At 62.9% G+C, this 25,028-nt stretch carries 22 protein-coding genes; 9 read left to right on the forward strand and 13 right to left on the reverse strand.

Going from position 1 to position 25,028, the window contains the following annotated elements:
* The first annotated feature begins 39 nt into the window (after nucleotides 1-39).
* The 3 genes from HBN98_RS25710 (at nucleotide 40) to HBN98_RS25720 (ending at nucleotide 3,085) form a co-directional block, all read left to right on the forward strand.
* The gene (locus HBN98_RS25710) at nucleotides 40-1,041 is read left to right on the forward strand and encodes a GlxA family transcriptional regulator (RefSeq protein WP_083369395.1); all 1,002 of its coding nucleotides are present in this window, start codon (nucleotides 40-42) and stop codon (nucleotides 1,039-1,041) included.
* A gap of 186 nt (nucleotides 1,042-1,227) precedes the next feature.
* A complete protein-coding gene (locus HBN98_RS25715) occupies nucleotides 1,228-2,337 on the forward strand; it encodes a DUF3182 family protein (RefSeq protein ID WP_083367782.1) in 1,110 nt (369 codons plus the stop codon).
* Nucleotides 2,327-3,085, forward strand: coding sequence for an alpha/beta hydrolase family protein (locus HBN98_RS25720; RefSeq protein WP_064589451.1), 759 nt, complete (start codon nucleotides 2,327-2,329; stop codon nucleotides 3,083-3,085). Before HBN98_RS25715 ends, HBN98_RS25720 begins: the two co-directional genes overlap by 11 nt.
* Nucleotides 3,086-3,199: 114 nt before the next feature.
* Here HBN98_RS25720 and HBN98_RS25725 read toward each other — a convergent pair whose 3' ends face one another.
* The 4 genes from HBN98_RS25725 to HBN98_RS25740 are packed head-to-tail and all read right to left on the reverse strand — an operon-like array spanning nucleotide 3,200 to nucleotide 7,174.
* Complete coding sequence (locus tag HBN98_RS25725) at nucleotides 3,200-4,186, reverse strand: lysylphosphatidylglycerol synthase domain-containing protein (RefSeq protein ID WP_083367783.1); 987 nt, start codon at nucleotides 4,184-4,186, stop codon at nucleotides 3,200-3,202.
* A complete protein-coding gene (gene clsB, locus HBN98_RS25730; RefSeq protein ID WP_083367784.1) occupies nucleotides 4,183-5,457 on the reverse strand; it encodes a cardiolipin synthase ClsB in 1,275 nt (424 codons plus the stop codon). The genes HBN98_RS25725 and clsB overlap by 4 nt, the downstream gene beginning before the upstream one ends.
* Nucleotides 5,454-6,251: an endonuclease/exonuclease/phosphatase family protein gene (locus tag HBN98_RS25735; RefSeq protein WP_064589448.1), complete on the reverse strand. Its 798-nt coding sequence runs from the start codon at nucleotides 6,249-6,251 to the stop codon at nucleotides 5,454-5,456. The genes clsB and HBN98_RS25735 overlap by 4 nt, the downstream gene beginning before the upstream one ends.
* Complete coding sequence (locus HBN98_RS25740; RefSeq protein WP_083367785.1) at nucleotides 6,248-7,174, reverse strand: DUF72 domain-containing protein; 927 nt, start codon at nucleotides 7,172-7,174, stop codon at nucleotides 6,248-6,250. Before HBN98_RS25740 ends, HBN98_RS25735 begins: the two co-directional genes overlap by 4 nt.
* A 257-nt stretch (nucleotides 7,175-7,431) precedes the next feature.
* On the opposite strand from HBN98_RS25740, the gene HBN98_RS25745 reads away from it, so the two are divergent.
* Entirely contained in the window at nucleotides 7,432-9,531 is a 2,100-nt protein-coding gene (locus HBN98_RS25745; protein WP_083367786.1) for a mechanosensitive ion channel family protein, read from the forward strand.
* A gap of 116 nt (nucleotides 9,532-9,647) precedes the next feature.
* On the opposite strand, the gene HBN98_RS25750 is transcribed toward HBN98_RS25745, so the two are convergent.
* Complete coding sequence (locus HBN98_RS25750) at nucleotides 9,648-14,081, reverse strand: DEAD/DEAH box helicase (protein ID WP_083367787.1); 4,434 nt, start codon at nucleotides 14,079-14,081, stop codon at nucleotides 9,648-9,650.
* A gap of 322 nt (nucleotides 14,082-14,403) precedes the next feature.
* On the opposite strand from HBN98_RS25750, the gene HBN98_RS25755 reads away from it, so the two are divergent.
* Both HBN98_RS25755 and HBN98_RS25760 read left to right on the forward strand, forming a co-directional pair.
* Nucleotides 14,404-15,288, forward strand: a complete 885-nt coding sequence (locus tag HBN98_RS25755; protein ID WP_064589444.1) for a sugar nucleotide-binding protein — start codon at nucleotides 14,404-14,406, stop codon at nucleotides 15,286-15,288.
* Nucleotides 15,281-16,210: an NAD-dependent epimerase/dehydratase family protein gene (locus HBN98_RS25760; protein WP_083367788.1), complete on the forward strand. Its 930-nt coding sequence runs from the start codon at nucleotides 15,281-15,283 to the stop codon at nucleotides 16,208-16,210. Before HBN98_RS25755 ends, HBN98_RS25760 begins: the two co-directional genes overlap by 8 nt.
* A gap of 177 nt (nucleotides 16,211-16,387) precedes the next feature.
* Here HBN98_RS25760 and HBN98_RS25765 read toward each other — a convergent pair whose 3' ends face one another.
* The 5 genes from HBN98_RS25765 to HBN98_RS25785 form a co-directional block, all read right to left on the reverse strand.
* Complete coding sequence (locus HBN98_RS25765; RefSeq protein ID WP_064589442.1) at nucleotides 16,388-17,086, reverse strand: OmpW/AlkL family protein; 699 nt, start codon at nucleotides 17,084-17,086, stop codon at nucleotides 16,388-16,390.
* 196 nt (nucleotides 17,087-17,282) lie between these two features.
* Nucleotides 17,283-17,801, reverse strand: coding sequence for a DUF3299 domain-containing protein (locus tag HBN98_RS25770; RefSeq protein ID WP_047296927.1), 519 nt, complete (start codon nucleotides 17,799-17,801; stop codon nucleotides 17,283-17,285).
* Nucleotides 17,802-17,812: 11 nt separating this feature from the next.
* A complete protein-coding gene (locus HBN98_RS25775; protein WP_064589441.1) occupies nucleotides 17,813-19,078 on the reverse strand; it encodes an ABC transporter permease in 1,266 nt (421 codons plus the stop codon).
* A 1-nt stretch (nucleotide 19,079) separates the two neighbouring features.
* Nucleotides 19,080-19,790 (reverse strand): ABC transporter ATP-binding protein, encoded by a 711-nt coding sequence (locus HBN98_RS25780; protein ID WP_064589440.1) that lies wholly within the window; start codon nucleotides 19,788-19,790, stop codon nucleotides 19,080-19,082.
* A gap of 135 nt (nucleotides 19,791-19,925) precedes the next feature.
* A complete protein-coding gene (locus HBN98_RS25785) occupies nucleotides 19,926-20,519 on the reverse strand; it encodes a DUF2796 domain-containing protein (RefSeq protein ID WP_083367789.1) in 594 nt (197 codons plus the stop codon).
* Between the two features lie 135 nt (nucleotides 20,520-20,654).
* Between HBN98_RS25785 and HBN98_RS25790 the strand changes: the two genes are divergently transcribed.
* Complete coding sequence (locus HBN98_RS25790) at nucleotides 20,655-21,014, forward strand: hypothetical protein (protein ID WP_083367790.1); 360 nt, start codon at nucleotides 20,655-20,657, stop codon at nucleotides 21,012-21,014.
* 110 nt (nucleotides 21,015-21,124) lie between these two features.
* On the opposite strand, the gene trxA is transcribed toward HBN98_RS25790, so the two are convergent.
* From trxA to HBN98_RS25805, 3 genes are all read right to left on the reverse strand, one after another.
* Nucleotides 21,125-21,997: a thioredoxin gene (gene trxA, locus HBN98_RS25795; protein ID WP_083367791.1), complete on the reverse strand. Its 873-nt coding sequence runs from the start codon at nucleotides 21,995-21,997 to the stop codon at nucleotides 21,125-21,127.
* 179 nt (nucleotides 21,998-22,176) lie between these two features.
* Nucleotides 22,177-22,833 carry a class I SAM-dependent methyltransferase gene (locus tag HBN98_RS25800; protein ID WP_083367792.1) on the reverse strand — a complete coding sequence of 219 codons (657 nt, stop codon included), beginning with the start codon at nucleotides 22,831-22,833 and terminating at the stop codon, nucleotides 22,177-22,179.
* On the reverse strand, nucleotides 22,830-23,294 hold the full coding sequence (locus HBN98_RS25805; protein WP_083369396.1) for a YbaY family lipoprotein: 465 nt from the start codon (nucleotides 23,292-23,294) through the stop codon (nucleotides 22,830-22,832). The genes HBN98_RS25800 and HBN98_RS25805 overlap by 4 nt, the downstream gene beginning before the upstream one ends.
* Before the next feature lie 128 nt (nucleotides 23,295-23,422).
* On the opposite strand from HBN98_RS25805, the gene nrdR reads away from it, so the two are divergent.
* On the forward strand, nucleotides 23,423-23,887 hold the full coding sequence (gene nrdR, locus HBN98_RS25810) for a transcriptional regulator NrdR (protein ID WP_003228656.1): 465 nt from the start codon (nucleotides 23,423-23,425) through the stop codon (nucleotides 23,885-23,887).
* Nucleotides 23,884-25,017 (forward strand): bifunctional diaminohydroxyphosphoribosylaminopyrimidine deaminase/5-amino-6-(5-phosphoribosylamino)uracil reductase RibD, encoded by a 1,134-nt coding sequence (gene ribD / locus HBN98_RS25815; protein ID WP_083367793.1) that lies wholly within the window; start codon nucleotides 23,884-23,886, stop codon nucleotides 25,015-25,017. Before nrdR ends, ribD begins: the two co-directional genes overlap by 4 nt.
* Nucleotides 25,018-25,028 lie beyond the last annotated feature (11 nt).

A 25,028-nucleotide genomic window follows, 5' to 3' on the forward strand; every position in this document is an offset into this window, starting at 1 on the left:
AGAATTGGCCGTACCGACAATAAGCAGGGGAAAACTGACATGGGCGCAGAAAGGGCCGCCACGGTGGAACTGGGCGTACTGATTTACCCGGGCGCACAACTGGCGGCGGTGCATGGTCTGACCGACCTGTTCGCGGTCGCCAACCGGATCGCTGCGGAGCATCAGACCGCGCAGTTGCCAATGCTGCGGGTCAGTCATTGGCAATGCGCTGCCGAGCAGGCGCCGCAGCGGATCTACGACAGTCACCCGGACGGCGACAGTGGTTTGCTGGCGGTGCTGATTCCACCGTCCATCGGCGGTTTTGCTGCGTCCCGCGTTCCACCCGCGTTGCTGCAATGGCTGCGCGACCAGCATGCCCGCGGCGCAACCCTCGGTGGTGTCTGCGTAGGTTCATTGCTGCTGGCCGAAAGCGGCCTGCTCGACGGTCGCAGCGCCACCACGCACTGGACCTCGGCGAAGGCGTTTGCCGAGCGTTATCCGAACATCCGGCTCAACGCCGATACCCCGATTGTCGATGACGGCGACCTGATCACCACCGCTGGCTTGATGGCCTGGTCGGAGCTGGGTTTGCGCCTGGTCGACCGGCTGCTCGGGCCGAGCATCGCCAGCGGCACCGCGCGGTTTCTGGTGATGGAACACAGCGACAGCGCCAGTGCCTGCGGCAGCAATTTTGCGCCGATCCTGAATCATGGTGATGCGTCGATTCTCAAGGTTCAGCATTGGCTGCAAGGGACCGGCGCGACCGACGTTTCGCTGACCTCGATGGCCGAGCGGGCGGGGCTGGAAGAGCGCACGTTTCTGCGTCGTTTCCGTGCGGCGACCGGGTTGAAACCCACCGAATATTGCCAGCATCTGCGGGTTGGCAAGGCGCGAGAACTGCTCGAATTCACCAATGGCACCATCGACCACATTGCATGGACGGTGGGTTATCAGGACCCGGGAGCGTTTCGCGCGATCTTCAAGAAAATCACCGGGCTGACGCCGAGTGATTATCGGGCGCGGTTTGGCATCACTCCGCCCGTGAAAGCACCGATCACCTGATATATGAACCTCGCAAAATCGTGCAAATTACCGGGGTTTGACGCCCGGTCGTGCAGATTGAAACGGGCGTGATGCCATCACCGTTATGGCAAACCTCTGATTCGCCGAAGTTTTCCACAGGTTTGCGGTTGGCCTGATCTCTGCACCGTTCATCACTCCATTCACCGAAACGCTGCAGGGGGACGCATGACCCCGACGCCGAGCAGGAAAGTGGTCGTGGCCCACTCGGTGCGCACCGGCGCACCGCAACACGAAGTGCAGACCAACAAGGCGCTGGCCCGGTGGCTGGCGCAGATTCTCGGGTTCAAGTTTGGTGGCAGCTACGACCCGGAAAAACACCGCGGTCGCGATCTGTACTGGTTGCCGACGCAAACCATCGTCGGCGCCAGCCAGGCGCAGCAATTGGGCATCAACGGTGCGGATGACTTGTGGGGTGGATACGTCGAACACGATTTCATCTGCACCAAAGCCATCAGCCACGGCCTGCGCAGCCATCTGGCCCACGCCCCCCAAGGCTGGTCGCCGCTGTTCGCTGAGCGCGTGCGCGACGTGGTGCTCGATGGCCTGACGGTGTTTGCCCTGGAAGATGCGCGGCCCGCTGCCGAGCACTTGTTGTACAGCGGACCGATCCGTCTCAAACCGATTCACGCCTGTGCCGGTCGCGGCCAGGAAGTTATCAACAGCCTTGCCGCGTTCGATGAGGTTCTCGCCCGTGCGGAGGCCGCCGAGCTGTTTCGTGAAGGCGTGGTGCTGGAGCAGGACTTGAGCAAGGTCTTCACCCACAGCGTCGGCCAGTCATTCATCGGCGGCAAGGTGCTGAGCTACTGCGGTGATCAATACTTGACCCAGGATGCTCACGGCGAAGACGTCTACGGTGGCTCGAACTTGCTGGTGGTGCCGGGCGGTTACGCGGAGTTGCTGGCGCTGCAGCTGCCGGACGAGGTGCGGCTGGCCATCGAACAGGCGCAGATTTTCGACCGGGCGGCGGATGAGGCCTATCCGGATTTCTACGCCTCGCGCCGCAACTACGACATTGCCCAGGGCCTGGACAGTCATGGCAAACCCCGCAGCGGTGTACTCGAACAATCCTGGCGCATGGGCGGTGCCAGCAGCGCTGAACTGGCCGCGCTGCAATGCTTCGTCAACGATCCCCACATGCCAGCGATCCGCGTGTCGACGGTGGAAACCTACAGCGAGCAGACCCTGCCGGCAGACGCCATCGAAATCTATCGCGGGCCGGCCGAGAACAGCGACTTTCTTCTTAAATACGTAACGGTCAAATCCTATGACGGCTAGAAGCGAAAGCATTCAAATCGACATTGATGACGAACAGATGAGCGGGACGTTTCTCAGCCCCAAATCGAAAGTCCCCGGCGTGTTGTTTGTGCACGGCTGGGGCGGTAGCCAGGAGCGCGACCTCGAACGCGCCAAGGGCATCGCCGGACTTGGCTGCGTCTGTCTGACTTTCGACCTGCGCGGCCACACCGGTGGCACCGGCATTCCGCTGACCCGGGTGACGCGCGAAGACAACCTGCGCGACCTGCTCGCTGCCTATGACCGCCTGCTCGCGCACCCGGCGCTCGACACCTCGGCGATTGCGGTGGTCGGTACCAGTTATGGCGGTTATCTGGCCTCGATCCTCACCTCATTGCGTCCAGTGCGCTGGCTGGCGCTGCGGGTGCCGGCGCTGTATCGCGACGAGCAATGGCACACGCCCAAGCGTGATCTCGACAAGGCGGATTTGCGTGACTACCGGAGCACGCTGGTGCGCGCCGATACCAATCGCGCGCTGCATGCCTGTTCGCAATTCACGGGGGATGTCTTGCTGGTGGAATCGGAAACCGACGAGTACGTGCCTCACGCGGCAATCATGAGTTACCGCGCGGCGTGTCAGCAGACGCATTCGCTGACGCACCGGATCATCGACGGCGCCGACCATGCCTTGAGCGAGCCGGTTTCGCAGCAGGCCTACACCTCGATTCTGGTGGACTGGATTACCGAGATGGTGGTCGGGGAGCGGTTGAGCATCATCCAGTCCACATGATCTGTGGTGTCCTTCCGGACGCCTTCGCGAGCAGGCTCGCTCCCACTTTTGGAATGCGTACAACCTGTGGGAGCGAGCCTGCTCGCGAAGGGGGCATCAGCCTCGACTACAGAATCAAGAAGGTTTCTTCTCGATCCGCAACGCCTTCGCCTTGGCCTCCACCAACAGATACATCACCACCGTGATCAACAACGGCAGCAGAAAATAAATCGCCCGGTACGCCAGCAAACCCGCCACCAGACTCCCGCGTGAAGCCTCGTGTTGAAGCAGCGCGACGAACACCGCTTCCAGCACCCCGAGCCCCGCCGGAATGTGGGTGATGACCCCGGCAATCGCGCTGATCAACAACACGCCGAGCACCAACGGATAGTCCAGCTTGCCCGGCAGCAGAGTGAATATCACCGCCGCCATCAGCGACCAGTTCAGCGCACCGAGCAGCAATTGCAGCACGGCCATGCGCAAGGACGGCAGGTTGATTTCCACCCCGCGAATCGACCACTCGCGGCGCCTTGAGAACTGGCACGCGGCGAGGTAACCGGCACTCACCAGCAACAGCAGCACGCCGATGCCCTGCAATGCACCACTGCTGACTTTCCAGCCCGGCGGCATGCTCACCAGGCCACTGCTGAACACCGCACCGGCAATCGTCATGTAGCCGAACCAGTTGGTCGCCAGGCTCAGGCCGAGGATTTTGGCGATGTTGCCTTTGCTTACGCCCAGACGCGAATAGAGTCGATAGCGCATGGCGATGCCGCCGACCCAGGCGCTGAGATTAAGGTTGAAGGCGTAGCTGATGATCCCCACCGGCAGGATCTGTTTCCAGGTCAGGTCCTGGCGGATGTAGGTGCGGCCGATCAGGTCAAAACTGGCGTAGGTCAGAAAGCTCAGCAGGGTCAGGCCGGCCGCGATGATCAGCGTGCGCACCTTGAAGTCGGCGAGGGTTTGCAGCACTTCGGCCCATTCGATGCGCATGGCGAACAGCGTCAGCAAGACAATCAACGCGAGGAAAAACAACAGCGTCAGTGGACGTTTCCAGCGGCTCCACTTTGAGTGCGTCGCTGGCGCGGCATGCCTTGCCGAGTGCGCTTCGGAATGACTCATGGCCTGGCACCTCGAAACGGCTTGAGCCGCGGTTTATGCGCCGGCAACCAACCGGCCATCGCCGGAAAGTGCCGCAGGAAGTGGAACACCAGAAACCCCATGGTCATATGCCAGATTCGCCCGCGCGGGGACATGTCGGCATCCATGGCCTTGCAGTGGTTCTGGCTCAGGTCTTCGAGGCGTTCGAACAAATGCTGATTGAACGCGCGATCGCGGATCAGCACGTTGGCTTCCAGATTCAGCGACAGGCTCAGCGGATCGAGATTGCTCGAGCCGACGGTGCTCCATTCCTCGTCCACCAGCGCGACTTTTCCGTGCAGCGGCCGTTGGCAATATTCGTGGATCTGCACGCCGGCCTTGAGCAGGTAGTCGTAGGTCATGCGCGCCGCCAGCTTCGCCACCAACATGTCCGGCTGGCCTTGCAGGATCAGCCGTACGTCGACGCCACGGCGCGCCGCATTGCGGATCTCGCGCAGCAGGCGGTAGCCGGGAAAGAAGTAGGCATTGGCGATGACCACCCGACGTTTGGCCCGGCGCAGTGCCTGCAAGTACACGTCTTCGATATCGGTGTGATGCTGATCGTTATCGCGAAACACCAGGCGCACCTGACCGTCATGCTCGTTGAAGGCCATGTCGGCGCGACGCTGGCGCCGACGCTGCCACCAGAACCGCGCGCGCCCCGGCCGACCGCTTTGCAGCAGGGCAAAGTGATGGATGTCAGTGACCACCGGCCCCTGAATCTGCACCGCATAATCCTGTTTCGCCTCGGGGCCGAAGTCGGCCAGGTGATCGCCGGAAAAGTTGATCCCGCCAATGAACGCGATCAGTCCGTCGACCACCACGATCTTGCGGTGCAGGCGGCGGAACCAGTTGGTGCGAAAGCCCAGATGTTTGGGCGCCGGATCAAATATCTGCAGGTGCACGCCCGCGTCGCTCAGTGCCGCGAGATAACCGGTGCTCAACTCGCCACAACCGAAGCCGTCGAGGCTGACGGTGGTGCGTACGCCGCGCCGGGCGGCGTCGATCAGGATCTGCTGCAATTCTGCGCCGACCTTGTCTTCGAAAACGATGAAGGTCTCCAGCAGGATTTCACTTTTCGCCGCACGCATGGCGTCGAACACCCGGGGGAAATATTCCTCGCCGTTTTCCAGCAACTCGATGCGGTTGTTGCCCTGCCAACTGTACTCGACGTCGACCTGGCCGGGTTCGCGCACGGGCGGGTTGATGCTGATCGGTTCCACGGCGGATTTCTCCAGCGGTGCGCTGCTCATAATTCAATCTCCACCGATAAAGGGGCGTGGTCGGACAGGTGAGACCAGGGCCGGTTTGCCAGGACTTTGGGTTGGCTGGCCTTGAGGTTGCGTACGTAGATGCGGTCCAGGCGCAGGGTCGGCAGGCGCGCGGGAAAGCTGCGCGCCGGTTTGCCATGATGCTCGGCGAACACCTCGCGCAGGCCGCAAGGCTTGAGTAGCGCATCGGCGCGCTGGCGCCAGTCATTGAAGTCACCGGCAACGATCACCGGCGCATCCTCCGGCAGCTCCGCGAGACGCTGACCGAGCAACTGCAGTTGCGCGTTGCGATGGCTTTCGCGCAGGCCCAGGTGCACGCAGATGGCATGCACTTCGACGCCATCGCCGGGCAGGCGTAGCACGCAGTGCAACAGGCCGCGGTTCTCATGGCCGCTGATCGACACGTCGAGGTTGTCGTGGCGGATGATCTGGAATTTCGACAGCAACGCATTGCCGTGATCACCCTCCGGGTACACCGCGTTGCGCCCATAGGCGAATTGCGGCCAAAGGCTGTCGGCGAGGAACTCGTATTGCGGCATTGTCGGCCAATTGCTGTAGCGCTTGGGATGGTGCTCGTGGGTGCCGTGGACTTCCTGCAGAAACACCACGTCGGCCGCCACGCTCCGCACTGCTTCGCGCAGCTCCGGGAGGATGAAGCGTCGATTGAGGGCAGTGAAACCCTTGTGCGTGTTGACCGTCAGCACGGTGAAACGGCGCACTGAGGGGGTTACCACCGAACCCTCATCGGTGAAGCCCACCGGTTCTGGAATACTCATGTCAGCACCCCTTCGGCAGCAGGCTCGCCGGGGCTGGTCGGCAAGTGTTTGTCGAGGTCAAAGCGCTGTAAAAGATTACGTGCGTCGTAAGGCGCGCGGACTTTGATGTCGTTATCGAAATAGCAGAACACTTCGCGGGATTTGCGCGCCCGGGGCTTGAGGCGTGGGGCGATCAGGTGCGCATCGCCGGGCTGGCGCCCATGGTGCCAGGCGTCGATGCGTTCGGCCCAGTTCTGCAGCGCGGAGTCGGTGTAGCCGCTGGCGTACAGTTCTTCGGCGCCGTGCAGACGCAGGTAGACGAAATCGCTGGTGAGGTCTTCGCGGTACGGCCACTTGCCGGCGGTGTCGGCGATCACCAGCGCCGTGTTGTAGCGTTTCAACAAGCGAATGAAGTCAGGGTCGATGAAGGTGTCGTTGCGCACTTCCACGGCATGGCGCAGCGGCTTTTTGCGCCAGGCTTTGAGGCTGGCGTGGCCGTGCAGATGAGCGTCGTGCTGGCGGGCGAGGGCGGCTGCGGCCTGCGTGTCGTGGGGCAGCAATGAGAGGAAGTGTTCGAAGCGCTCGGGGTCGAATTTGAAGTTCGGCGGAAACTGCCACAGGATCGGCCCGAGCTTTTCCTTGAGCTCCAGCACCCCGGACGCGAAGAAGTTCGCCAGCGGTTTTTCAATCTCGCGCAAGCGCCGCACGTGGGTGATGAAGCGCGGCGCCTTGACGCTGAACACAAAGTCGTCGGGCGTTTCGCTGTGCCACTGGGCGTAACGTTCGGGCCGCTGCAGGGCGTAGAACGATCCATTGATTTCGATGCTGTTGACCGCCCGTGAAGCGAACTGCAGTTCGCGCTTCTGGGTCAGTCCTTTCGGGTAGAAATCCCCGCGCCACGGAGCGTAGCGCCAGCCGGAAATACCGATGTGAATCGTTGCCATGCCGCCCTCCCGTAGTCAGTCCTCGTACAGCCTGTGTCTGTTGATGACTGTGGGCGGCTCGGGAAAGTTTCGGTGGCGTTACGGACGGTACAGGCTCAGGGGCATAACGGGGGGGGCATTTGATAGTTGTTGCTGTGTTGCGCCCTTGTGGTGAGGGAGCAAGCTCCCTCACCACAAGGGTTATTGAGGCAAAAACCGAACTTGTCCGCCATTCACCGATCAGTTCCTTACAGGTTCAGCCAAGAGGGATCGGAGTTTTGATCAAGTTCAGGATCGTCATTCTGCTGGGAGCGCTGCTGTTGCTCGGCGCCAACGAACTCGAAGCCGCCGCGCTGCCGGGCGTTCCGGCCACGGCTGAAGAGCCGGCCAAACCCGAGCCGATCGTGCAGGGTGGTTTGCTCGGTGCAATCAGTACGAGCATCGACGACGTGCAGGACAAACTCGATCTCAACGAACACCTGGTTGATGCCTGGCGTCTGCGGGCCGACCGCGCGGCGGACGAGGTCGACCGGCTGGTCAATCAACCGTCGGATCGCTCGGGCTGGAGCCTCGCCGGGGATTTCCTGATGTTGTCCGGTGTCTGGCTTGGCGCCTTTGCGCTGCTCACCGTGCTCGGCAGCCTGTTGGCCAAGCGTCTGAACCAGGGCCGCTGGCTGCGTACCCGCCAGCGCAGTCAGGACCTGCTTGGGTATCTGCTGCCGTACACGCTGCCGGCGCTGATCTGTCTGCCGCTGACGCTGTACGTCAGCCACTTTCTGCCAACCTCGGTGGGCCGCGCGCTGGCGCTGTGTCTGGCGTATGCCACCAGCAGCGGCATTTTCTCCACCTCGATGTTGTTGTGCGTGGTGGTGATGTTCAATGTAGGCCATAAGCGGCCCGCCGCGCGCATCATCCGTGACTACTGCCCGAAACCGCTGTTCCTGATCGGCTTCCTGGCCGCCCTCAGTGACGCGCTGACCAGCCCGCAGATCGCCCGGCAGTTTGGCGGCAACATCACCAGCAGCATCGCGGTGTTCACCGGGCTGATGGCTTCGATCATTTTCGGCCTGCTGGTGATTCGCCTGCGGCGGCCGGTGGCGCATCTGATCCGTAATCGACCGCTGGCGCAACGCCTGAAGCAGCCGTCATTGCAGGAGTCGCTGCGGATTTTTTCCGGGCTCTGGTACTGGCCGATCGTGCTGATGGTGCTGGTCTCGGCGGTCAATCTGATCGGCATCGGCGAGGACAACCAGAAGGCTCTGCGCTGCGCATTGTTGACCACGGTGTTGCTGATCGGCACGGTGTTTCTCAGCACGATTCTGCAGCACATATTCAAGTCACGAAAAGCCGAAGCGATCCAGCGCAGCAGCGCCTACAAGGAGCGCTTTCTCAGCCTGTTGCACGCCTTGCTGCGGATCGTCATGGCGATTGCCTTCATCGACATTCTCGGGCGGATCTGGGGTGTTTCGCTGCTCGATTTCGCCCAGAGCAGTACTGTTGGGCGGGCGATCAGTAACGCGCTGAGCAGCATCGGTCTGATCTTCCTGGTGACGTGGTTGTTGTGGGTGGTGCTCGACACGGCGATTCAGGAAGCGCTGAAACCACCGGTCAGTAAACGCTCGTCGCGCCAGCCCAGCACTCGGGTGAAAACCATCCTGCCGCTGTTGCGCAACGCGATCAAAATCATCCTGGTGGTGATTTGCTCAATCACCACCATGGCTAATCTGGGGATCAATGTCGCACCACTGCTGGCCGGTGCCGGGGTGGTCGGTCTGGCCATCGGTTTCGGTTCGCAGCAACTGGTGCAGGACGTGATCACCGGACTGTTCATCATCATTGAGGACACGCTGTCGATCGGCGACTGGGTGGTGCTCGACTCCGGGCACGCGGGCACGGTCGAGGGCTTGACCATTCGCACCCTGCGCCTGCGTGACGGCAAGGGCTTCGTGCACTCGGTGCCATTCGGCCAGATCAAGGCGGTCACCAACCAGTCGCGGCAGTTCGCCTACGCGTTTTTCTCGGTGCAGTTCACCTACGACACTGATGTCGACAAGGCCATCGAACTGATCCGCGAGACCGGCGATTCGATCCGCGAAGACCCGTTCCTCAAGTACAACCTGCAAGGGCCGCTGGATGTGTTCGGGGTGGACAAGATGGACTTGAACGGCGTGGTGCTGACCGCGCAGTTCCGCACGGTGTCAGGTGGGCAATATGCGGTGAGTCGGGCGTTCAACCAGCGCTTGAAAAAGCTTGTGGATAACAGCCCGGTGGTGCATTTCGCGCAGACTTATCCACAGCAGGTTTTGTTGCCCAAGCGGCAAGAAGAAACGCCTGTTGAGCATTCGGCGGCGGTGTTGCCGCAGGAGTCGCGGACCTAGCGCGCGATTGTGTATCGGAAGTACCGGCCTCATCGCGAGCAGGCTCACTCCTACATTTGGAATGCGTTTCCCCTGTAGGAGTGAGCCTGCTCGCGATAGCGCCAGTCCAGACGATATCAATGCCGGATCAGCTTGCCGCGCACCTGCTCCATCGCAACCTGATCCAGTTCCAGCCAGACCTGCTGCTTACCGGCAATCTCGGCCGCCACCGGCAGCCCGTCGCGATACACCAGCCGATTACTCGCCAGCGCCGGCACTTTCGCCCCTGGCAACAGCGTCCCGGCGAGGTTTAGCGGATCCACCCCGCACACCGCGATCAGACTGCCGTCATGTGGTCGGCGCCGTACATCACGCAGCAACGCAATCGCCTCGGGCAGAGCAAACTGTTCGCCTGCCAGGCCACTGACAAATCGTCCGCCGCGAATCTCGCCACGGGCCTCCAGTCGATGGAACGTGCGCAGCAATTCGCGCCAGCTCGGCAGCCAGTCCGCTTCGCGCTCCAGCAGACGCCAGAACACCACGCCGTAGCGGCGCAGCAAGGTCATGGCGACGTGTTCGAGGGTTTCCGGCGAAGGCGTCTTGCCGAGTTCCAATAGCGGCCCGCGCCGCAGCAACGCCCAGCGCCCGGCATCGTCCATGCCACCGACAAACGCCCCACGTCCGCGTCGACTGCTGCGCTGCTGGCGCTTGCTCGCCGGGGTGATCAGCGCACGCAGACCGGCGAAGCTGTCGGCGTTCACCAGGCCGGCGCCGACCAGTTCCTGCAAGGCGATTTCCAGCTCGGTGCGCAGCAGGTGCGCCTCATGGGTCAACTCATCGAAAAACAGCGCGCCGTGTTGAGTCAGTGCCGCGTAGACCTTTTGGGTTTTCGGTGAAAGCTCGCTGACCGGCGTCTGCTCGGCCAATCCACTCCACAACCCGACCTGGCTGCGTGGCAGCAGGACAATCGGCGTACTGCGCAGGGCCGTGCCGCTGACTTTCTGCCGGGCGCTGAGCCGCGTCCACACCAATCTGCCGTTGCGGCACAGGTCGTCCAGCCAACTCGGTGAATAGTCCTTCAGGCGCGCCCGCAGAATGTCGCTGTCCCACGCCGAGGCCGCCGCCGGGTAGCCTTCGAACTGGCCGACAATCACCGGCAACACCGCGCTGCCCTGACCACGCGTAGCGGGGGACAGATGCTGCCAGTCAAACAGGAAACGCATGAAATCCTGCAGCGCCACCGGCTCGATCTCCCGGCGCAAACGCTTGACCGTGTAACGATGGATGCGCGCCAGCAGATGCCGCTCGCACCATTCCTCAACCGTCGCGCCCGGGGTGAAGTGACCGCGCAGCACGTAGCCTTCGCGCTCCAGTTGCGCGAGGGCCTGTGCGACTTGTGTAGCGGGCAGCGCCAGCGGTTCGGCAATCGCGGGTAACGGCAGCGGGCCAAATGCGCCGAGCCGCGCGCGGAGCACTTCGACCAGCGCCTCATCGAAGGTCCACGACTCATTGAAGCCGGGCAACGCCTGCTGCGGTGGTTGCAGCGTGGCCTGTGGATAAAGCGCCAACAGGCAAGTCAGGCGCTCTCGCGCCAGCCACAACGAGCCAGGCTGTGGATGTGTAGTGAGTGTGAGGCCGTCTTCGCGAGCGGGCTCGCTCCCACAGTTGACTGTGTTCCAACTGGCGGAACGCGGTTGAATGTGGGAGCGAGCCTGCTCGCGAAGCTTTTCTTTTGCCGTTACTGGCGGAACGGCCAAGCGGCACGCGCGACCGCTCGCAGTCAGCGCGTCAAGCCATTCGCACCAGTGTTCGCCAGCCTGAACTTCAAGGTCGCTGATGCAGGCAAGGCTCATCAACGCCTCGTGCATTTCATCGACGTTGGTCGGCGTCGGCCACGCTTGCTCGCGCACCGCGCCGATGGCGTCGGCGTCCAGTGCTCCGAGATCGTCGGTGGATTGCGGATCGCTCCAGCGCCGGTTGATCACCGCTTGCGTGCGGCGTTCTTCCAGCGGTGCGTCGTCGAGAAAGGTGTAGGGCCGCGCGCTGAGGATTTCTGCCGCCAATGGCGAGGGCGCCGGCAGGTCGCGACTGATCAATCGCACCTCGCCGCGCTCCATGCGCCGCAGCAAATGCAGCCAGCCCTCGCTGTCCATGGCCTCGTGCAGGCAGTCATCGAGGGTTTGTTCCACCAGCGGATGTTCAGGGACTTCCCGTTCGCCGGCGAGGTTTTCCAGGCAGGCGATCTGGTCCGGGAACACGCTCGCGATCAAGTCTTCGCTTTTCATTCGCTGCAACTGCGGCGCGACTTTGCGCCCGCCGGTAAAGCGCGGCAACGCCAGCGCCACCCCGGCATTCCAGCGCCAGCGCACGCCGAACAACGGCGCGTCGAGAATCGCCTGAATCAGGAGGTGCTCGGCGCTGTTGCTGTGCAGGTAACGCCAGACGTCATCCAGTTCGAAACTGTGGCTGGTGGACAGCGACAGGACGATCGCATCTTCGCTGGCAGCGGCCTGCAGTTCGAAGTTGAAGGTGCGACAGAAACGCTTGCGCAGGGCCAGGCCCCAGGCGCGGTTGATGCGGCTGCCGAACGGCGAATGGATGATCAACTGGGTGCCGCCGGACTCGTCGAAAAACCGCTCCATCAGCAGCGTGTCCTGTGAGGGCAGGGCGCCGAGGGTCAGGCGTGCGCGGGCGAGATAGTCCACCAGTTGCTCGGCGCTGGCGCGGTTCAGGCCAAGGGTCGCGGTCAGCCAGTCGAGTGCCGGTTGCAGCTCGCCGGGACGGGCGCCAAGCAAGTCGTCGAGGGTCGCTTGCAGGCGCGCCACCGCCGAGGACAACTCATCGCTGCGCCCCGGGGCTTCGCCGAGCCAGAACGGTATGGTCGGTGGCTGCCCCTGCGCGTCCTCGACCCGCACCTTGCCGGCGTCCACCCGCAGGATCCGATAGGACGTGTTGCCGAGCTGAAACACGTCGCCGGCGATGCTTTCCACGGCGAAGTCTTCGTTGACGCTGCCGATGTTCAGGCCCTGGGGTTCCAGCAGCACGCTGTAGTCGGCGTTGTCGGGGATGGTGCCGCCGCTGGTGACCGCCGTCAGTTGCGAGCCACGCCGGCCCCGCAAGGTGCGGCTGACGGCGTCGCGGTGCAGATAGGCGCTGCGAATGCCCTGACGACCGCTGTAGCCTTCGGCGAGCATCGTCAGCAGCGCTTGATAGTGCTTTTCATCGAGATCGCGATAGGGCGAGGCTTGGCGAAACATTGCCAGCAACGCCTCTTCTGCCCATTCCTGACAACTGACTTCGGCAATGATCTGCTGCGCCAGAACATCCAGTGGCGCTTCGGGAATGTGCAGGGTGTCGAGTTCGCCACGGCGCACGCAGTCGAGCAGGGCGGCGCATTCGATCAAGTCATCGCGGGTGGTGGCGAACAAACGGCCCTTGGGCGTGCCGCCGACCTGGTGCCCGGAGCGGCCCACGCGTTGCAGGAATCCCGCGATGGAGCGCGGCGAGGAAATCTGGCAGACCAGATCGACTTCACCGATGTCGATGCCCAACTCCAGCGAGGCGGTGGCGATCAAGACTTGCAGCTCGCCGCGCTTGAGTCGCTGTTCGGCGTCGAGGCGGAATTCCTTGGCCAGACTGCCGTGGTGCGCGGCGACGGCGTGTTTGCCCAGACGCTCGCTGAGGTGACGGCTCAAGCGTTCGGCCAGTCGCCGGGTGTTGACGAAAATCAGCGTGGTGCGGTGTTCGCGGGCCAGCTCGGCGAGGCGGTCGTAGACCAGCTCCCAGACATCGTTGGCCATCACTGCCGACAACGGCACTGGCGGCACTTCGATGCCGAGGTCCCGTGGGCGGGCGTGGCCGATGTCGATGATCTCGCACGGCCGAGCGGTACCGACCAGAAACCGCGCCACGGCGTCGATGGGTTTTTGTGTGGCGGACAAACCGATGCGGGTCAGCGGTTCGGCGCACAGGGCCTGCAAGCGTTCGAGGCTCAGCGCCAGGTGACTGCCGCGTTTACCGGCGGCTATGGCGTGGATTTCGTCGATGATCACCGTGCGCGTACTGCCGAGCATTTTGCGCCCGGACTCGGAGCCGAGCAGCACGTACAGCGATTCCGGGGTGGTCACCAGAATGTGCGGCGCGCTTTTGCGCATGGCGGCGCGGTCTTTTTGCGGGGTGTCACCGGTGCGCACGGCGGTGGTGATCTGCAATTGCGGCAGGCCCATCTGGCGCAACTGCTCGGTGATCCCCGCCAGCGGGTTCTGCAGGTTGATGCGGATGTCGTTGGACAACGCCTTGAGCGGCGAAACGTAGACCACCAGGGTTTCGTCCGGCAGGCCGGCGGGGTTTTCCAAACCACGCTGGACCAGGTCGTCGAGTACGGCGAGGAACGCGGTTAGGGTTTTGCCGGAGCCCGTGGGCGCGGCGATCAGCGTCGAGCGGCGCTGGCGGATCAACGGCCATGCGCGCGCCTGGGCGGCGGTGACCGTCGGAAAGGTGCTGCTGAACCAGGCGCTGACGGCGGGGTGAAAGCCTGCCAGGGCCGCGTCCGTGGGGATGGGCAGATTCATGCTTAAGTTATGCGGGTGGGGGCGGCAAGATGCAAGTAACGCTGGGGATCTTGTCTGGCAGTTGCGGCCCCATCGCTGGCAAGCCAGCTCCCACAGTGATTTTTGTGATGCACGAGTTCGGCGATCAACGCTGAACCCTGCGGGAGCTGGCTTGCCAGCGATGAGGTCAGTTGCCACAGCCTAAATCCGGGGATCTACACTTTACGGGTGACGGTTGCGCACTAAACCCGCAAAATGCAACGATTCCGGCAATTATCGATGACGGTGCCACCAGCACCGTCGTTAAAGCCATCGTTCCAATCAGACTGGGCCTGCTGACTCTATGCGAATGCGCCTTATGTTACTGGGCGGCGGAAATGCCCTTGGGCAGGCGCTGATTCGCCTCGGTGCGGAGGAAGACATCGGTTTCCTCGCCCCCCGCCCGCCAGAAAACGGCTGGGATGCCGCGAGCCTGACGCAACTGCTCGACGACACCCGTCCGGATGCGTTGATCAACCTCGCCTATTATTTCGACTGGTTCCAGGCCGAAACCGTCAGCGAAAGCCGTCTGGCCGGCCAGGAACGTGCCATCGAGCGCCTGGCCGAACTGTGCCAGCACCACAACATCATTCTCGTGCAGCCGTCCAGTTACCGGGTGTTCGACGGTTCGCGGGCAACCGCCTACAGCGAAAAAGACGAGCCGGTGCCGCTGGGCCTGCGCGGTCAGGCGCTGTGGCGGATCGAGCAAAGTGTTCGCGCCACCTGCCCGCAACACGTGCTGGTGCGCTTCGGCTGGCTGCTCGATGACAGCCCTGAAGGCACCCTCGGGCGCTTCCTCGCCCGCGCCGAACAACCGGACGAATTGCTGATGGCCGATGATCGCCGGGGCAATCCGACCCCGGTGGATGACGCGGCGCGGGTGATCATTTCGGTGCTCAAGCAACTCGATTGTGCGGCGCCGCTGTGGGGCACCTACCATTACGCCGGCCACGAGGCGACCACACCGCTGGCGCTGGGCCAGGCGATTTTGACTGAAGCGCGCAATCTGCATGCGCTGGCGATCGAAGCCCCCACCGCCCAGGCGCACGCCGCGCGGCCGGACGCCGCCGAGGAACCGCAGCACGCGGTGCTCGCCTGCAAGAAAATTCTGCACACTTTCGGGATCAAACCGCGCGCCTGGCGTGCCGCACTCCCGGCTTTACTGGATAGGTTTTATCGTCATGGCTGAAGGCCCCGTTTTAATCACCGGTGGCGCCGGTTTCATCGGCTCGCACCTGACGGATGCGTTGCTCGCCACGGGCCATTCGGTGCGGATTCTCGATGATCTGTCGACCGGCAAACGCGCGAACCTTCCGTTGGACAACCCGAAGGTCGAGCTGATCGTCGGTGACGTTGCCGATGCCGCGCTGGTCGCGCACGCGATGCAGGGTTGCAGCGCGGTGGCGCATCTGGCGGCGGTGGCTTCGGTGCAGGCTTCGGTGGACGATCCGGTAAAGACGCACCAGAGCAATTTCATCGGCACCCTGAATGTCTGCGAAGCCATGCGCCTGGCCGGGGTCAAGCGCGTGCTCTACGCGTCGAGCGCAGCGGTGTACGGCAATAACGGCGAAGGTGAGTCGATCGACGAAGACACGCCAAAGGCCCCGCTGACCCCGTATGCCTCGGACAAACTGGCCGGCGAGCATTACTTCGACTTCTACCGTCGCCAGCATGGTCTGGAGCCGGTGATCTTCCGCTTCTTCAACATCTTCGGTCCACGCCAGGATCCGTCCTCGCCGTACTCCGGGGTCATCAGCATCTTCAGTGAGCGGGCGCAGAAAGGCTTGCCGATCACCGTGTTCGGCGATGGCGAGCAGACCCGCGATTTCCTCTACGTCGAAGATCTGGTCGATGTGCTGGTGCAGGCGATCGACAAGCCTGAAGTGGAGGTCGGCGCGATGAACGTCGGCTGGAATCAGGCGATGAACCTCAAGCAGATGCTGCAAGCGCTGCAAGAAGTGGTCGGCGAACTGCCTCCGGTCAGCTACGGTCCGGCGCGCTCCGGTGACATCCGTCATTCGCGGGCGAACAACCGGCGTTTGCTCGAGCGTTTCACCCTGCCGGAGCCGACGCCGATGCGCGTCGGGCTGGCGCGATTGCTCGGAAGGTGAGTTTGGGGCAGACGTGAAAAAGGCGCCTTTTTACAGGCGCCTTTTTCACGGCCGGAATTTGTCGCTAATCCTGTGGCGAGGGGATTTATCCCCGATCGATCACGAAGTGATCGTCGTCAGTTCCAAGCCTGCTCACCCAAAGCCTCATTCACCACCACGCGAATGTTCGAGTGTTGCTTAGAACTTGTAGCCCAGACCCACCATGTACACAAATGGATCGACATCAACATTCACTTTGGCACGGGTGCCCGGAGCCACGGCGTTGTTCTCGACGGTGGCGCGGGTGTTGATGTCGATGTAGCGCACCTGGGCGTTGAGCATGATGTTGTCGGTCAGCATGTAGTCGGCGCCGACCTGCCAGGCCAGACCCCAGGAGTTTTTCGCCTTGAAGTTGCTGAAGCCGTTGGACTGGGCTTCGCTGCCGACGTGCTCGTCGTAGATCCAGGTGTAGTTGATGCCGCCGCCGATGTACGGCTGGAATGGCGACGTCGCTTCCAGCGGGTAGTAGACGACGCTGAGGGTGGGCGGCAGGTGTTTCAGGGTGCCGAGTTTGCCGTTGGCGGCTGACAGCGCGGTGCCTTTGATCTTCACGTCATGCTCGAACGGGGACGCGGCCAGCAGCTCGATACCGATGTTGTTGGTCAGCATGTAGGCGAAGTTCAGACCCAGTTGGGTGTCGCTGCTCATGGTCGCCTTGCCGCCCAGGTTGGTGCCGCTCAGCGGACCCTGATCGACCTTGACGCTGGAGCTGTCGGCCTTCGGGTTGACGGTGATCGCACCGGCGCGAACGATGATGTCGCCGGCCTCGTGGGCGTGGGCGAGCGGGGCTGCGAGCGCGAGAGCAAACAGCGAAGCGCTGAGCAAGGACTTGTTCATGGGAGCTCCAAAAGGACGTTAAAAATGTCTGATGCCCTATGGTATGAAGCCAACTGATACGGTCTTTTGACTCAGCTCAATGAAACAGTGATGGCCCTGAAAGATCGCAGCCTTCGGCAGCTCCAACAGTTGAAATGCGATTCCCTGTAGGAGCTGCCGAAGGCTGCGATCTTTTTGACTTTAAAACTGCCGGAATTTACTCCGGCAGCTCATACACATAAATCTTGTCCGCCGCCATCTGATACCCGGCGTCGGCCAGTTCGCTGGTGGACGCCTTGACCTGCAACGGTCCCTCCACCCAGTACGGCTGATACAGCTCGTCGAGCTTCACCCCCAGCTCGCTTTTTACATGCACGATCTGATTCGACGGCGGTGGCGGCACGTGGATGCAGGCGCCGAAGTACGGCACCAACAGAAAGTCCGTGGTGCGCCCCTCTTCGTTGACTTCCAGCGGCACGATGTACCCCGGCAGGCGAATGTTCTGGCCGTCCAGGCTCTGCACCACTGGCGCATTCGGCATGTCCTGTTTTGCCGCTGGCGCCGACTCTGCCGAGAGCGCGTCGCCCATCTTCGACAGGTCGTGCAATGGCGTCATGTTCGGCACTTCCGGCGCGGCGTCCGGCGGGATCATCTCCGACCAGGTCAGGTCTTTCGGCGCCGCTGCCCACACAGGCAGGGCAACCAGCAACAGCAGCGCAAGCACGGCGCGGGGCATGGTGAACATCCTCATAAACGGATCGACAGGCCATCGGCCAGGGATTGGCGATACGCGCGCCAGGCCGGCACGCTGCCCATCAGCAGCGCGGCCGCCAGAATGCCACCGAGCAGCGTCCATTCATACTCGCTCGGCCACGCCAACGGCAGATACAGCCCGTAATTGGCCTGCACGTAACCCTGCGCCGCGGCGATACCGATGTACAGCAACGCCAGCCCGGCGATCACCCCGGTCAGCGCCAGAGCGAAGGCTTCCAGCACCAGCAGGCTTGCGATGTGCCACGGCCGCGCACCGACCGAACGCAGAATCGCCATCTCGCGGCGACGCTCGTTGAGGCTGGTGAGAATCGCCGTGAGCATGCCGATCAACCCGGTCAGCACCACGAACAGCGAGACCACGAACAGCGCTTTTTCCGCGGTGCTCATCAGGCTCCACAACTCCTGCAAAGCCACCCCCGGCAGGATCGCCAGCATTGGCTCGCCGCGGTATTCGTTGATTTCGCGTTGCAGGGCGAAAGTGGAAATCTTGCTGTTGAGGCCGAGCATGAACGCGGTGATCGCCTGGGGCGTCAGGTCCATGTTGCGCGCCTGGTCCGCCGTGATGCGCCCGTTGCCCCGGGCCGGCACGCCGTTGTGCCAGTCGATGTGAATCGCTTCCATGCCGCCGAGGCTGATGTGCAACGTGCGGTCCACCGGGGTGCCGGTGCGTTTGAGAATGCCGACCACGGTGAACGGTTTGTCGTCGTGCTTGACCAGGCTGATCGCTGCCACGCCGTGGGCCAGCACCAGTTGGTCGCCGAGCTTGTAGTGCAGCGCCTCGGCCACTTCGGCGCCGAGCACCACTTCGAATGGGTCGGTGGCAAACGCCCGACCATCAGCCAGTTCCAGGTGCTGCTGGCGACCGTACTGGTAATGCTCGAAATACGCCTCGGTGGTGCCCATCACCCGGTAACCGCGGTGCGAGTCACCGAGGGACATCGGGATCGCCCACTTCACTTTCGGGTTGCTGGCGAAGTGTTCGAAGCTGTCCCAGCGGATGTTGTTGGTGGCGTTGCCGATGCGGAACACCGAGTACAGCAGCAGGTTCACCGAACCTGAGCGAGCGCCGACGATCAGGTCGGTGCCGCTGATGGTGCTGGCGAAGCTGGCCTTGGCCTCGGTGCGCACGCGCTCGACGGCGAGCAGCAGGCACACCGACAAAGCAATGGCGAACGCGGTGAGCAGGGCGGTGAAGCGGCGGTTGGCCAGGCTGGCCATGGCCAGACGAAACAGATACATCTCAGACCTCGGCAGACGTGGCGGCGCGATTGAGCTCGGCCAGGGACAGGTGACGGTCGAACAGCGGCGCCAGGCTCTGGTCGTGGCTGACGAACAACAGGCTCGAGCCGGCCTCGCGGCATTCGGCGAACAGCAGGCGAATGAAGTTTTCCCGGGCGTCGTAATCCAGTGCCGAGGTCGGTTCGTCGGCGATCACCAGTTCCGGTTGGCCGATCAAGGCACGGGCGGCGGCGACCCGTTGCTGCTGACCGATCGACAGCGAGTCGGCACGACGACCGAGGAGGCTTTCGTCCTTCAGACCCAAGTGGGCAAGCAGGGTGGCGGCAGCCTGATCGACGCTGCCGTGACGCTGTTTCGCCCGTTCAGCGCGCAGTTTGGAGAAGTGGCAGGGCAACTCGACGTTCTCGCGCACCGAGAGAAACGGCAGCAGGTTGAACTGCTGGAAGATGTAGCCGGTGTGATCGACACGAAAGCGGTCGCGGGCGCCGGCACCGAGTTCGGTCAGCTCCTGGCCGAGCAGGCGAATGCTGCCGCGCCCGGGTTTCTGCACCCCGCCGAGCAGGCCGAGCAGGGTGGTCTTGCCACTGCCGCTGGGACCTTTGAGGAACAGGGTTTCGCCTGGTTCCAGGCGAAACGCCGGGATGTCCAGCAGCGGCGGGTGGCCGGGCCAGTTGAAGCCCAGGTCGGACAGTTCGATGAGTGCTTGGGTCATGGCGCCAGTTTCAAGAGTTGAACACAAACCCCTGTAGGAGCTGCCGAAGGCTGCGATCTTTTGATCTTGCTTCTAAAAAGATCAGGATCAAAAGGTCGCAGCCTTCGGCAGCTCCTACAGGAGATTTTCAGACAATCAGAATTTCAGGGCAGCCGCCTTGGCCGTGACTTCCGTACCTTGCTGGCCGCTCGGGCCGATCAGTTGTACCTGAATTTTCTGGGTCGCCGGGAAGGTATTGAAGATGTTCGCCAAGTCGAGCGTCTTCAGAGCACCCGGGGCTGCGCAGCTGAATTGATAGTGCGCGTGGATTTCGCTGTGATCGTGGTGATGCTCGTGACCGTCCTTGTCCGCTTCATCGTCGTCGTGATCTTCGGCGGCCGGCTTGTCGCCGAACAGCGGGCTTTCCAGTTCCTGGCTGGCTACTTTGCAACCCGCGGCGGCGGGCAGGTTGAACAGCGCCAGCGGGTTCTCCAGTTTCGTGCGAGCGGCCACGACCTTGGCTTTGTCGGCGTCGGTGGTGGCGGCGTGTTCGAAGCCGACCAGGTTCATCGCCGGGCTTTCCAGTTCCAGCTCCAGGGTCTGGCCGTCGAGTGCGGCGTTCAAGCGGCCAACGCCATGCTCATGGGCGCCGAGGCTGCCGTGCTCGTGGTCATGATCGTGCTCATCGGCGGCGTGGGCGATGGCCAGCGGCAACAGGGCAAACGGCAAAGCGAGCAGCAGACGACGCATGGCGGTCTCCGGAAAGTAAAGTGAAGAGTTTGTTATGTAATCTTATAACGAAAGTCCGCAGAGTTTGCCCGCCTGCTTGGCGTTGCACAAGTCCCGTGGGAGCATGCAGGTCAGAAATGTGCAGGAGCGAAGCAGATGTTGCGGATACGCGGAACCGTCGGCGCGATGCCGGTGGATTTGACGGTGGAACTGGATGACAGCGATTGGGCGAAGCTCGGCGCAGCGCTGGGGGCGCAGTCGCAGAGCGAGCAGTCGCCAGCGGCATCGCTGACGCCAACAGCGAAACCGCAGAATCAGGACGATGCCGTGTGGCAAGTTGCGCAGGACCTGTTGCGCAAGGCCGGACAGCTCAGCGGGCCGGACCTGCTGGAGCAGCTTGAGGGTTTGACCGGCAGCGCGGCAGCGGGCAAACGGCTGCTGGTGCGCTTGCGCCACAGCTCGCAAGTGAAAGTGGCGAGCGGCGGCGATACGCCGCTCTACAGCTGGATCGAGTGAGCCGCAAACGATCGCAGCCTGCGGCAGCTCCTACATGGGGCGATGCGTCACCCGTTTTGCGGATGAACACGGAGCCTGTAGGAGCTGCCGCAGGCTGCGATCTTTTGATCTTAATAAAGCGCAGCGAACACTTTACGGCGGTAAGCGGTCACCAGCGGATGATCGTTGCCCAGCAGTTCGAACACCTGCAGCAGAGTCTTGTGCGGCAAGCCTTCGCCGTAGCTGCGATTGCGGATGAACAGCTTGAGCAAGGCCTCCAGCGCCGCCTCGTATTGCTGACGCGCCAGTTGCTGGATCGCCAGTTGATACACCGCTTCGTCGTCCTGTGGGTTCTGTGCCAGACGCGCCTTGAGGTCAGCGGCATCCGGCAGGTCACGGGCCAGGCCGAGGAACTTGATCTGCGCCTTGGCACCGGCCAGTGAAGCCTTGTGCTCATCGCTCTTGACTGCGTCGAGTACGGTTTGCGCTTCGCCCAGTTCGCCGCGCTCGGTCAGGCAGCGGGCGTACAGGATCAGCGCCTTGGCGTTGCTGTTGTCTTCGTTGAGCATCACCACCAGCGCCGCTTCGGCATCGGCGTAACGGCCATCGTCAAACAGCGCTTGCGCCTGTTCGAACGGGTCGGCGGCGGCCGGTGGCGGCATCTGTACATGCGGTTCGAGCAGGGCGCGCACGGCGGATTCCGGTTGTGCACCGGCAAAACCGTCGACCGGTTGACCGTCCTTGAACAGCACTACGGTCGGCAGGCTGCGAATGCCGAAGCGGGCCACGATGTCCTGCTCGATGTCGCAGTTGACCTTGGCCAGCAGCAGCTCGCCCTGATAGCTCTCGGCAATGCCTTGCAGCATCGGCATCAACGCCTTGCACGGCGCACACCACTCGGCCCAGAAATCCACCAGCACCGGTTTGTTGAAAGAAGCTTCGATCACCGACTGGTCGAAATCGGCAGTCGTGGCGTCGAAGATGTACGGCGTTTGCTGACTCATGGGGGATCTCGTAAAAGCGTGGATGGGGCAACTATACGGCTTGGCGGGGTGTGGCCGGAAGCGGTGCAGGTTTGAGCATTGTGTCGCCTGGCAGGACGCTTTCGCGAGCAGGCTCGCTCCCACATTGGATCTATGGCGTTCACCAACCCCTTGTGGGAGCGAGCCTGCTCGCGAAGCTTCTAGTCACGCCGCGCATGGTAAAGGCTGACATGTCTGAATTCTTCCGGCTCCGCCAGATCCGGCAAAGTCATCGCCTCAAGCATTTCGATGCGCTGATACAACGGATGACGAAAATCGCGAACCCGCGAATCCGCCACCAGCGCCTCGCGGCCACGGCTGAGAAACGCATCGAGCAGCGGCAGGTTCTCGCGGTCGTAGAGCACGTCCGCCACCAGAATCAGATCGAAGCGATCAGCCTCGGCGAAGAAGTCCGTCGAATAGCTCATCTGCAGATCATTGAGTTCAGCATTGGCCCGGCAAGCGGCAATTGCCAGTGGATCGAAATCACAGGCCACCACTTCCAGCGCCCCGGCCTTCACCGCAGCAATCCCGGCAATCCCGGAGCCGGCGCCGAAATCCAGAACCCGTTTGCCACGCACCCATTCCGGGAATTCGGCCAGATACCGCGCCACCGCCAGACCGCTGGCCCAGCAAAAGCTCCAGTAAGGCGGCTCATGGAGGATGCGCCGGGTTTCGTCGGGGCTGAACTCGCGGTGCATGTTGTCGCCGTCGATCAGCCACAGCTGCAAGTCGGTGCCCGGCAATGCACAGGCCTTGAGCCGGGCATCACCGAGCAATTCACCCAGCGCGTGTTGCAGGTCGAGCGGTGCCGTCATGGTGCTTTGACAAATTGCAGCTGGCCCAGCGCCTGAGTGGTTGGCTGAGTGATGGTTTGCGACGGCAGGTGCAGGATCAACTGGCCCGACTGCGTGGCACGACCGCGCAACTCAACCCGCGCACCGGCCGGAAAAGCGTCCGGGTTGAAGCGCAGGCGAAACGGCAGGATCTGGTTGTTGCCGATCAGGCTGGAACTGGCGAGCAGGTGTTGCGGGCGCGACTTCTCGTCGATCACCAGCAGCGCCAGTTCGACTTCGGCCCCGGCCGGCACGCCTTGCAAGGTGCCGCTCAGCTCCCGTTGATAAGCTGGCAGCGGTCCAAGGTCGGCTGCCTCTTTGGCTTTTTTCTGCGCCTGTTGCGGCGCCGGTCCTGGCGTCGGCGGCTGCGGCTTGGGTTTATCGCTGCCGCAGGCCACCAGCAGGGCGAAAAGACTGAGCAAAACGAGCGGTCGTAGCGGCATTGGCAGCTCCAGCAAAATGAAATCCATGGATCAAACGATCATGGCAGTCTGTATACCGCAAACCCTATGGCTTGTCTTGCCACCGGGATGCGCTACCATGGCCCTCCCTTTTTTTGTTGCCAGCCACCATGCACTGTCCCTTCTGCGGTGCCAACGACACCAAGGTCATCGACTCGCGTCTGGTCGCCGAGGGCGAACAGGTGCGCCGCCGGCGTGAATGCCTGGCCTGCGGCGAACGTTTCACGACGTTCGAGACGGCCGAACTGGTGTTGCCGCGCCTGATCAAAACCGACGGCAGCCGCCAACCGTTCGACGAAGAAAAACTCCGCGCCGGCATGCAACGCGCCCTGGAGAAACGTCCGGTGAGCGTCGAGCGCCTCGAATCCTCTCTGGTTCACATCAAGCACAAGCTGCGCGCCACCGGCGAGCGCGAGGTCAAATCCCTCGTGGTCGGCGAACTGGTGATGGCCGAACTGCAAAAGCTCGATGAAGTGGCCTACATCCGTTTCGCTTCGGTGTATCGCCGCTTCCAGGACCTCAACGAGTTCCGCGAAGAGATCGACCGCCTCGCCCGCGAACCGGTGAAAGAATGACCCGCGCCGCCGAGCAGGCCATCCTCGACGCTCACTTCATGGCCCGCGCGCTGGAACTGGCGCGCAAGGGCCACTACACCACGCACCCCAATCCTCGCGTTGGCTGCGTGATCGTACGCGATGGGCAGATTGTCGGCGAAGGCTTTCATGAGCGGGCCGGCGAACCCCACGCTGAAGTCCATGCCTTGCGCGCTGCCGGTGAACTGGCCCGGGGCGCGACGGCTTACGTCACCCTTGAGCCGTGCAGCCACCATGGTCGTACGCCGCCGTGCGCCGACGCGCTGGTGAATGCCGGGCTGGGCCGGGTGGTTGCGGCGATGCGTGATCCGAACCCGCAAGTTGCCGGGCGAGGCTTGCAGCGTCTGGCCGATGCCGGGATCGCGACTGAAAGCGGTGTGCTGGAGGCTGAGGCGCGCAAACTCAATCAAGGTTTCCTTAAGCGTATGGAACATGGCCTGCCGTTCGTGCGGGTCAAGTTGGCCATGAGCCTCGACGGTCGCACGGCGATGGACAGCGGCGAGAGCCAATGGATCACCGGCCCGGCCGCCCGTTCGGCGGTGCAGCGGCTGCGCGCCCAGGCCAGCGTGGTGCTGACCGGTGCCGACACGGTGCTGGCCGATGGCGCTCGCTTGACCGTGCGCGCCGACGAGTTGGGCCTGGATGCCGAGCAAACTGCCTTGGCCATGAGCCGTCCCCCGCTGCGGGTGCTGATCGACGGGCGCCTGCGGGTGCCGTTGGATGCGCCGTTCTTCAAGGCCGGTCCGGCGCTGGTCGCCACCTGCATGGCGGTCGAAGAGCAATACGCCAACGGCCCGGAATGCCTGATCGTGCCGGGTGATGACGGTCAGGTCGATCTGCATCAACTGCTGATCGAACTGGCCGGCCGTGGCGTCAATGAAGTGCTGGTCGAGGCCGGGCCACGACTGGCCGGCGCCTTTGCCCAGCTCGGTCTGGTCGACGAGTTCGTGATCTTCATTGCCGGCAAGTTCCTCGGCTCCTCGGCACGGCCGTTGCTGGACTGGCCGTTGGCCTATATGAAGGACGCTGCGGAGCTGAAAATCACTGAAATCCGCGCGGTTGGCGATGACTGGCGAGTCACTGCGACGCCGGTCCGTTCGGCGAGCGTATAATTCCCGGCCAT

Origin of the sequence: Pseudomonas koreensis (assembly GCF_012986595.1) — a bacterium.
In the GTDB taxonomy this organism is placed as follows: domain Bacteria; phylum Pseudomonadota; class Gammaproteobacteria; order Pseudomonadales; family Pseudomonadaceae; genus Aquipseudomonas; species Aquipseudomonas koreensis.

Bases quoted from the DNA above. Each gene is read 5' to 3' on its own strand.
- HBN98_RS25710 (WP_083369395.1), top strand. From the start codon at position 40: ATGGGCGCAGAAAGGGCCGCCACGGTGGAACTGGGCGTACTGATTTAC.
- HBN98_RS25715 (WP_083367782.1), top strand. From the start codon at position 1,228: ATGACCCCGACGCCGAGCAGGAAAGTGGTCGTGGCCCACTCGGTGCGC.
- HBN98_RS25720 (WP_064589451.1), top strand. From the start codon at position 2,327: ATGACGGCTAGAAGCGAAAGCATTCAAATCGACATTGATGACGAACAG.
- HBN98_RS25725 (WP_083367783.1), bottom strand. From the start codon at position 4,186: ATGAGTCATTCCGAAGCGCACTCGGCAAGGCATGCCGCGCCAGCGACG.
- clsB (WP_083367784.1), bottom strand. From the start codon at position 5,457: ATGAGCAGCGCACCGCTGGAGAAATCCGCCGTGGAACCGATCAGCATC.
- HBN98_RS25735 (WP_064589448.1), bottom strand. From the start codon at position 6,251: ATGAGTATTCCAGAACCGGTGGGCTTCACCGATGAGGGTTCGGTGGTA.
- HBN98_RS25740 (WP_083367785.1), bottom strand. From the start codon at position 7,174: ATGGCAACGATTCACATCGGTATTTCCGGCTGGCGCTACGCTCCGTGG.
- HBN98_RS25750 (WP_083367787.1), bottom strand. From the start codon at position 14,081: ATGAATCTGCCCATCCCCACGGACGCGGCCCTGGCAGGCTTTCACCCC.
- HBN98_RS25755 (WP_064589444.1), top strand. From the start codon at position 14,404: ATGCGAATGCGCCTTATGTTACTGGGCGGCGGAAATGCCCTTGGGCAG.
- HBN98_RS25760 (WP_083367788.1), top strand. From the start codon at position 15,281: ATGGCTGAAGGCCCCGTTTTAATCACCGGTGGCGCCGGTTTCATCGGC.
- HBN98_RS25765 (WP_064589442.1), bottom strand. From the start codon at position 17,086: ATGAACAAGTCCTTGCTCAGCGCTTCGCTGTTTGCTCTCGCGCTCGCA.
- HBN98_RS25770 (WP_047296927.1), bottom strand. From the start codon at position 17,801: ATGCCCCGCGCCGTGCTTGCGCTGCTGTTGCTGGTTGCCCTGCCTGTG.
- HBN98_RS25775 (WP_064589441.1), bottom strand. From the start codon at position 19,078: ATGTATCTGTTTCGTCTGGCCATGGCCAGCCTGGCCAACCGCCGCTTC.
- HBN98_RS25780 (WP_064589440.1), bottom strand. From the start codon at position 19,790: ATGACCCAAGCACTCATCGAACTGTCCGACCTGGGCTTCAACTGGCCC.
- HBN98_RS25785 (WP_083367789.1), bottom strand. From the start codon at position 20,519: ATGCGTCGTCTGCTGCTCGCTTTGCCGTTTGCCCTGTTGCCGCTGGCC.
- HBN98_RS25790 (WP_083367790.1), top strand. From the start codon at position 20,655: ATGTTGCGGATACGCGGAACCGTCGGCGCGATGCCGGTGGATTTGACG.
- trxA (WP_083367791.1), bottom strand. From the start codon at position 21,997: ATGAGTCAGCAAACGCCGTACATCTTCGACGCCACGACTGCCGATTTC.
- HBN98_RS25800 (WP_083367792.1), bottom strand. From the start codon at position 22,833: ATGACGGCACCGCTCGACCTGCAACACGCGCTGGGTGAATTGCTCGGT.
- HBN98_RS25805 (WP_083369396.1), bottom strand. From the start codon at position 23,294: ATGCCGCTACGACCGCTCGTTTTGCTCAGTCTTTTCGCCCTGCTGGTG.
- nrdR (WP_003228656.1), top strand. From the start codon at position 23,423: ATGCACTGTCCCTTCTGCGGTGCCAACGACACCAAGGTCATCGACTCG.
- ribD (WP_083367793.1), top strand. From the start codon at position 23,884: ATGACCCGCGCCGCCGAGCAGGCCATCCTCGACGCTCACTTCATGGCC.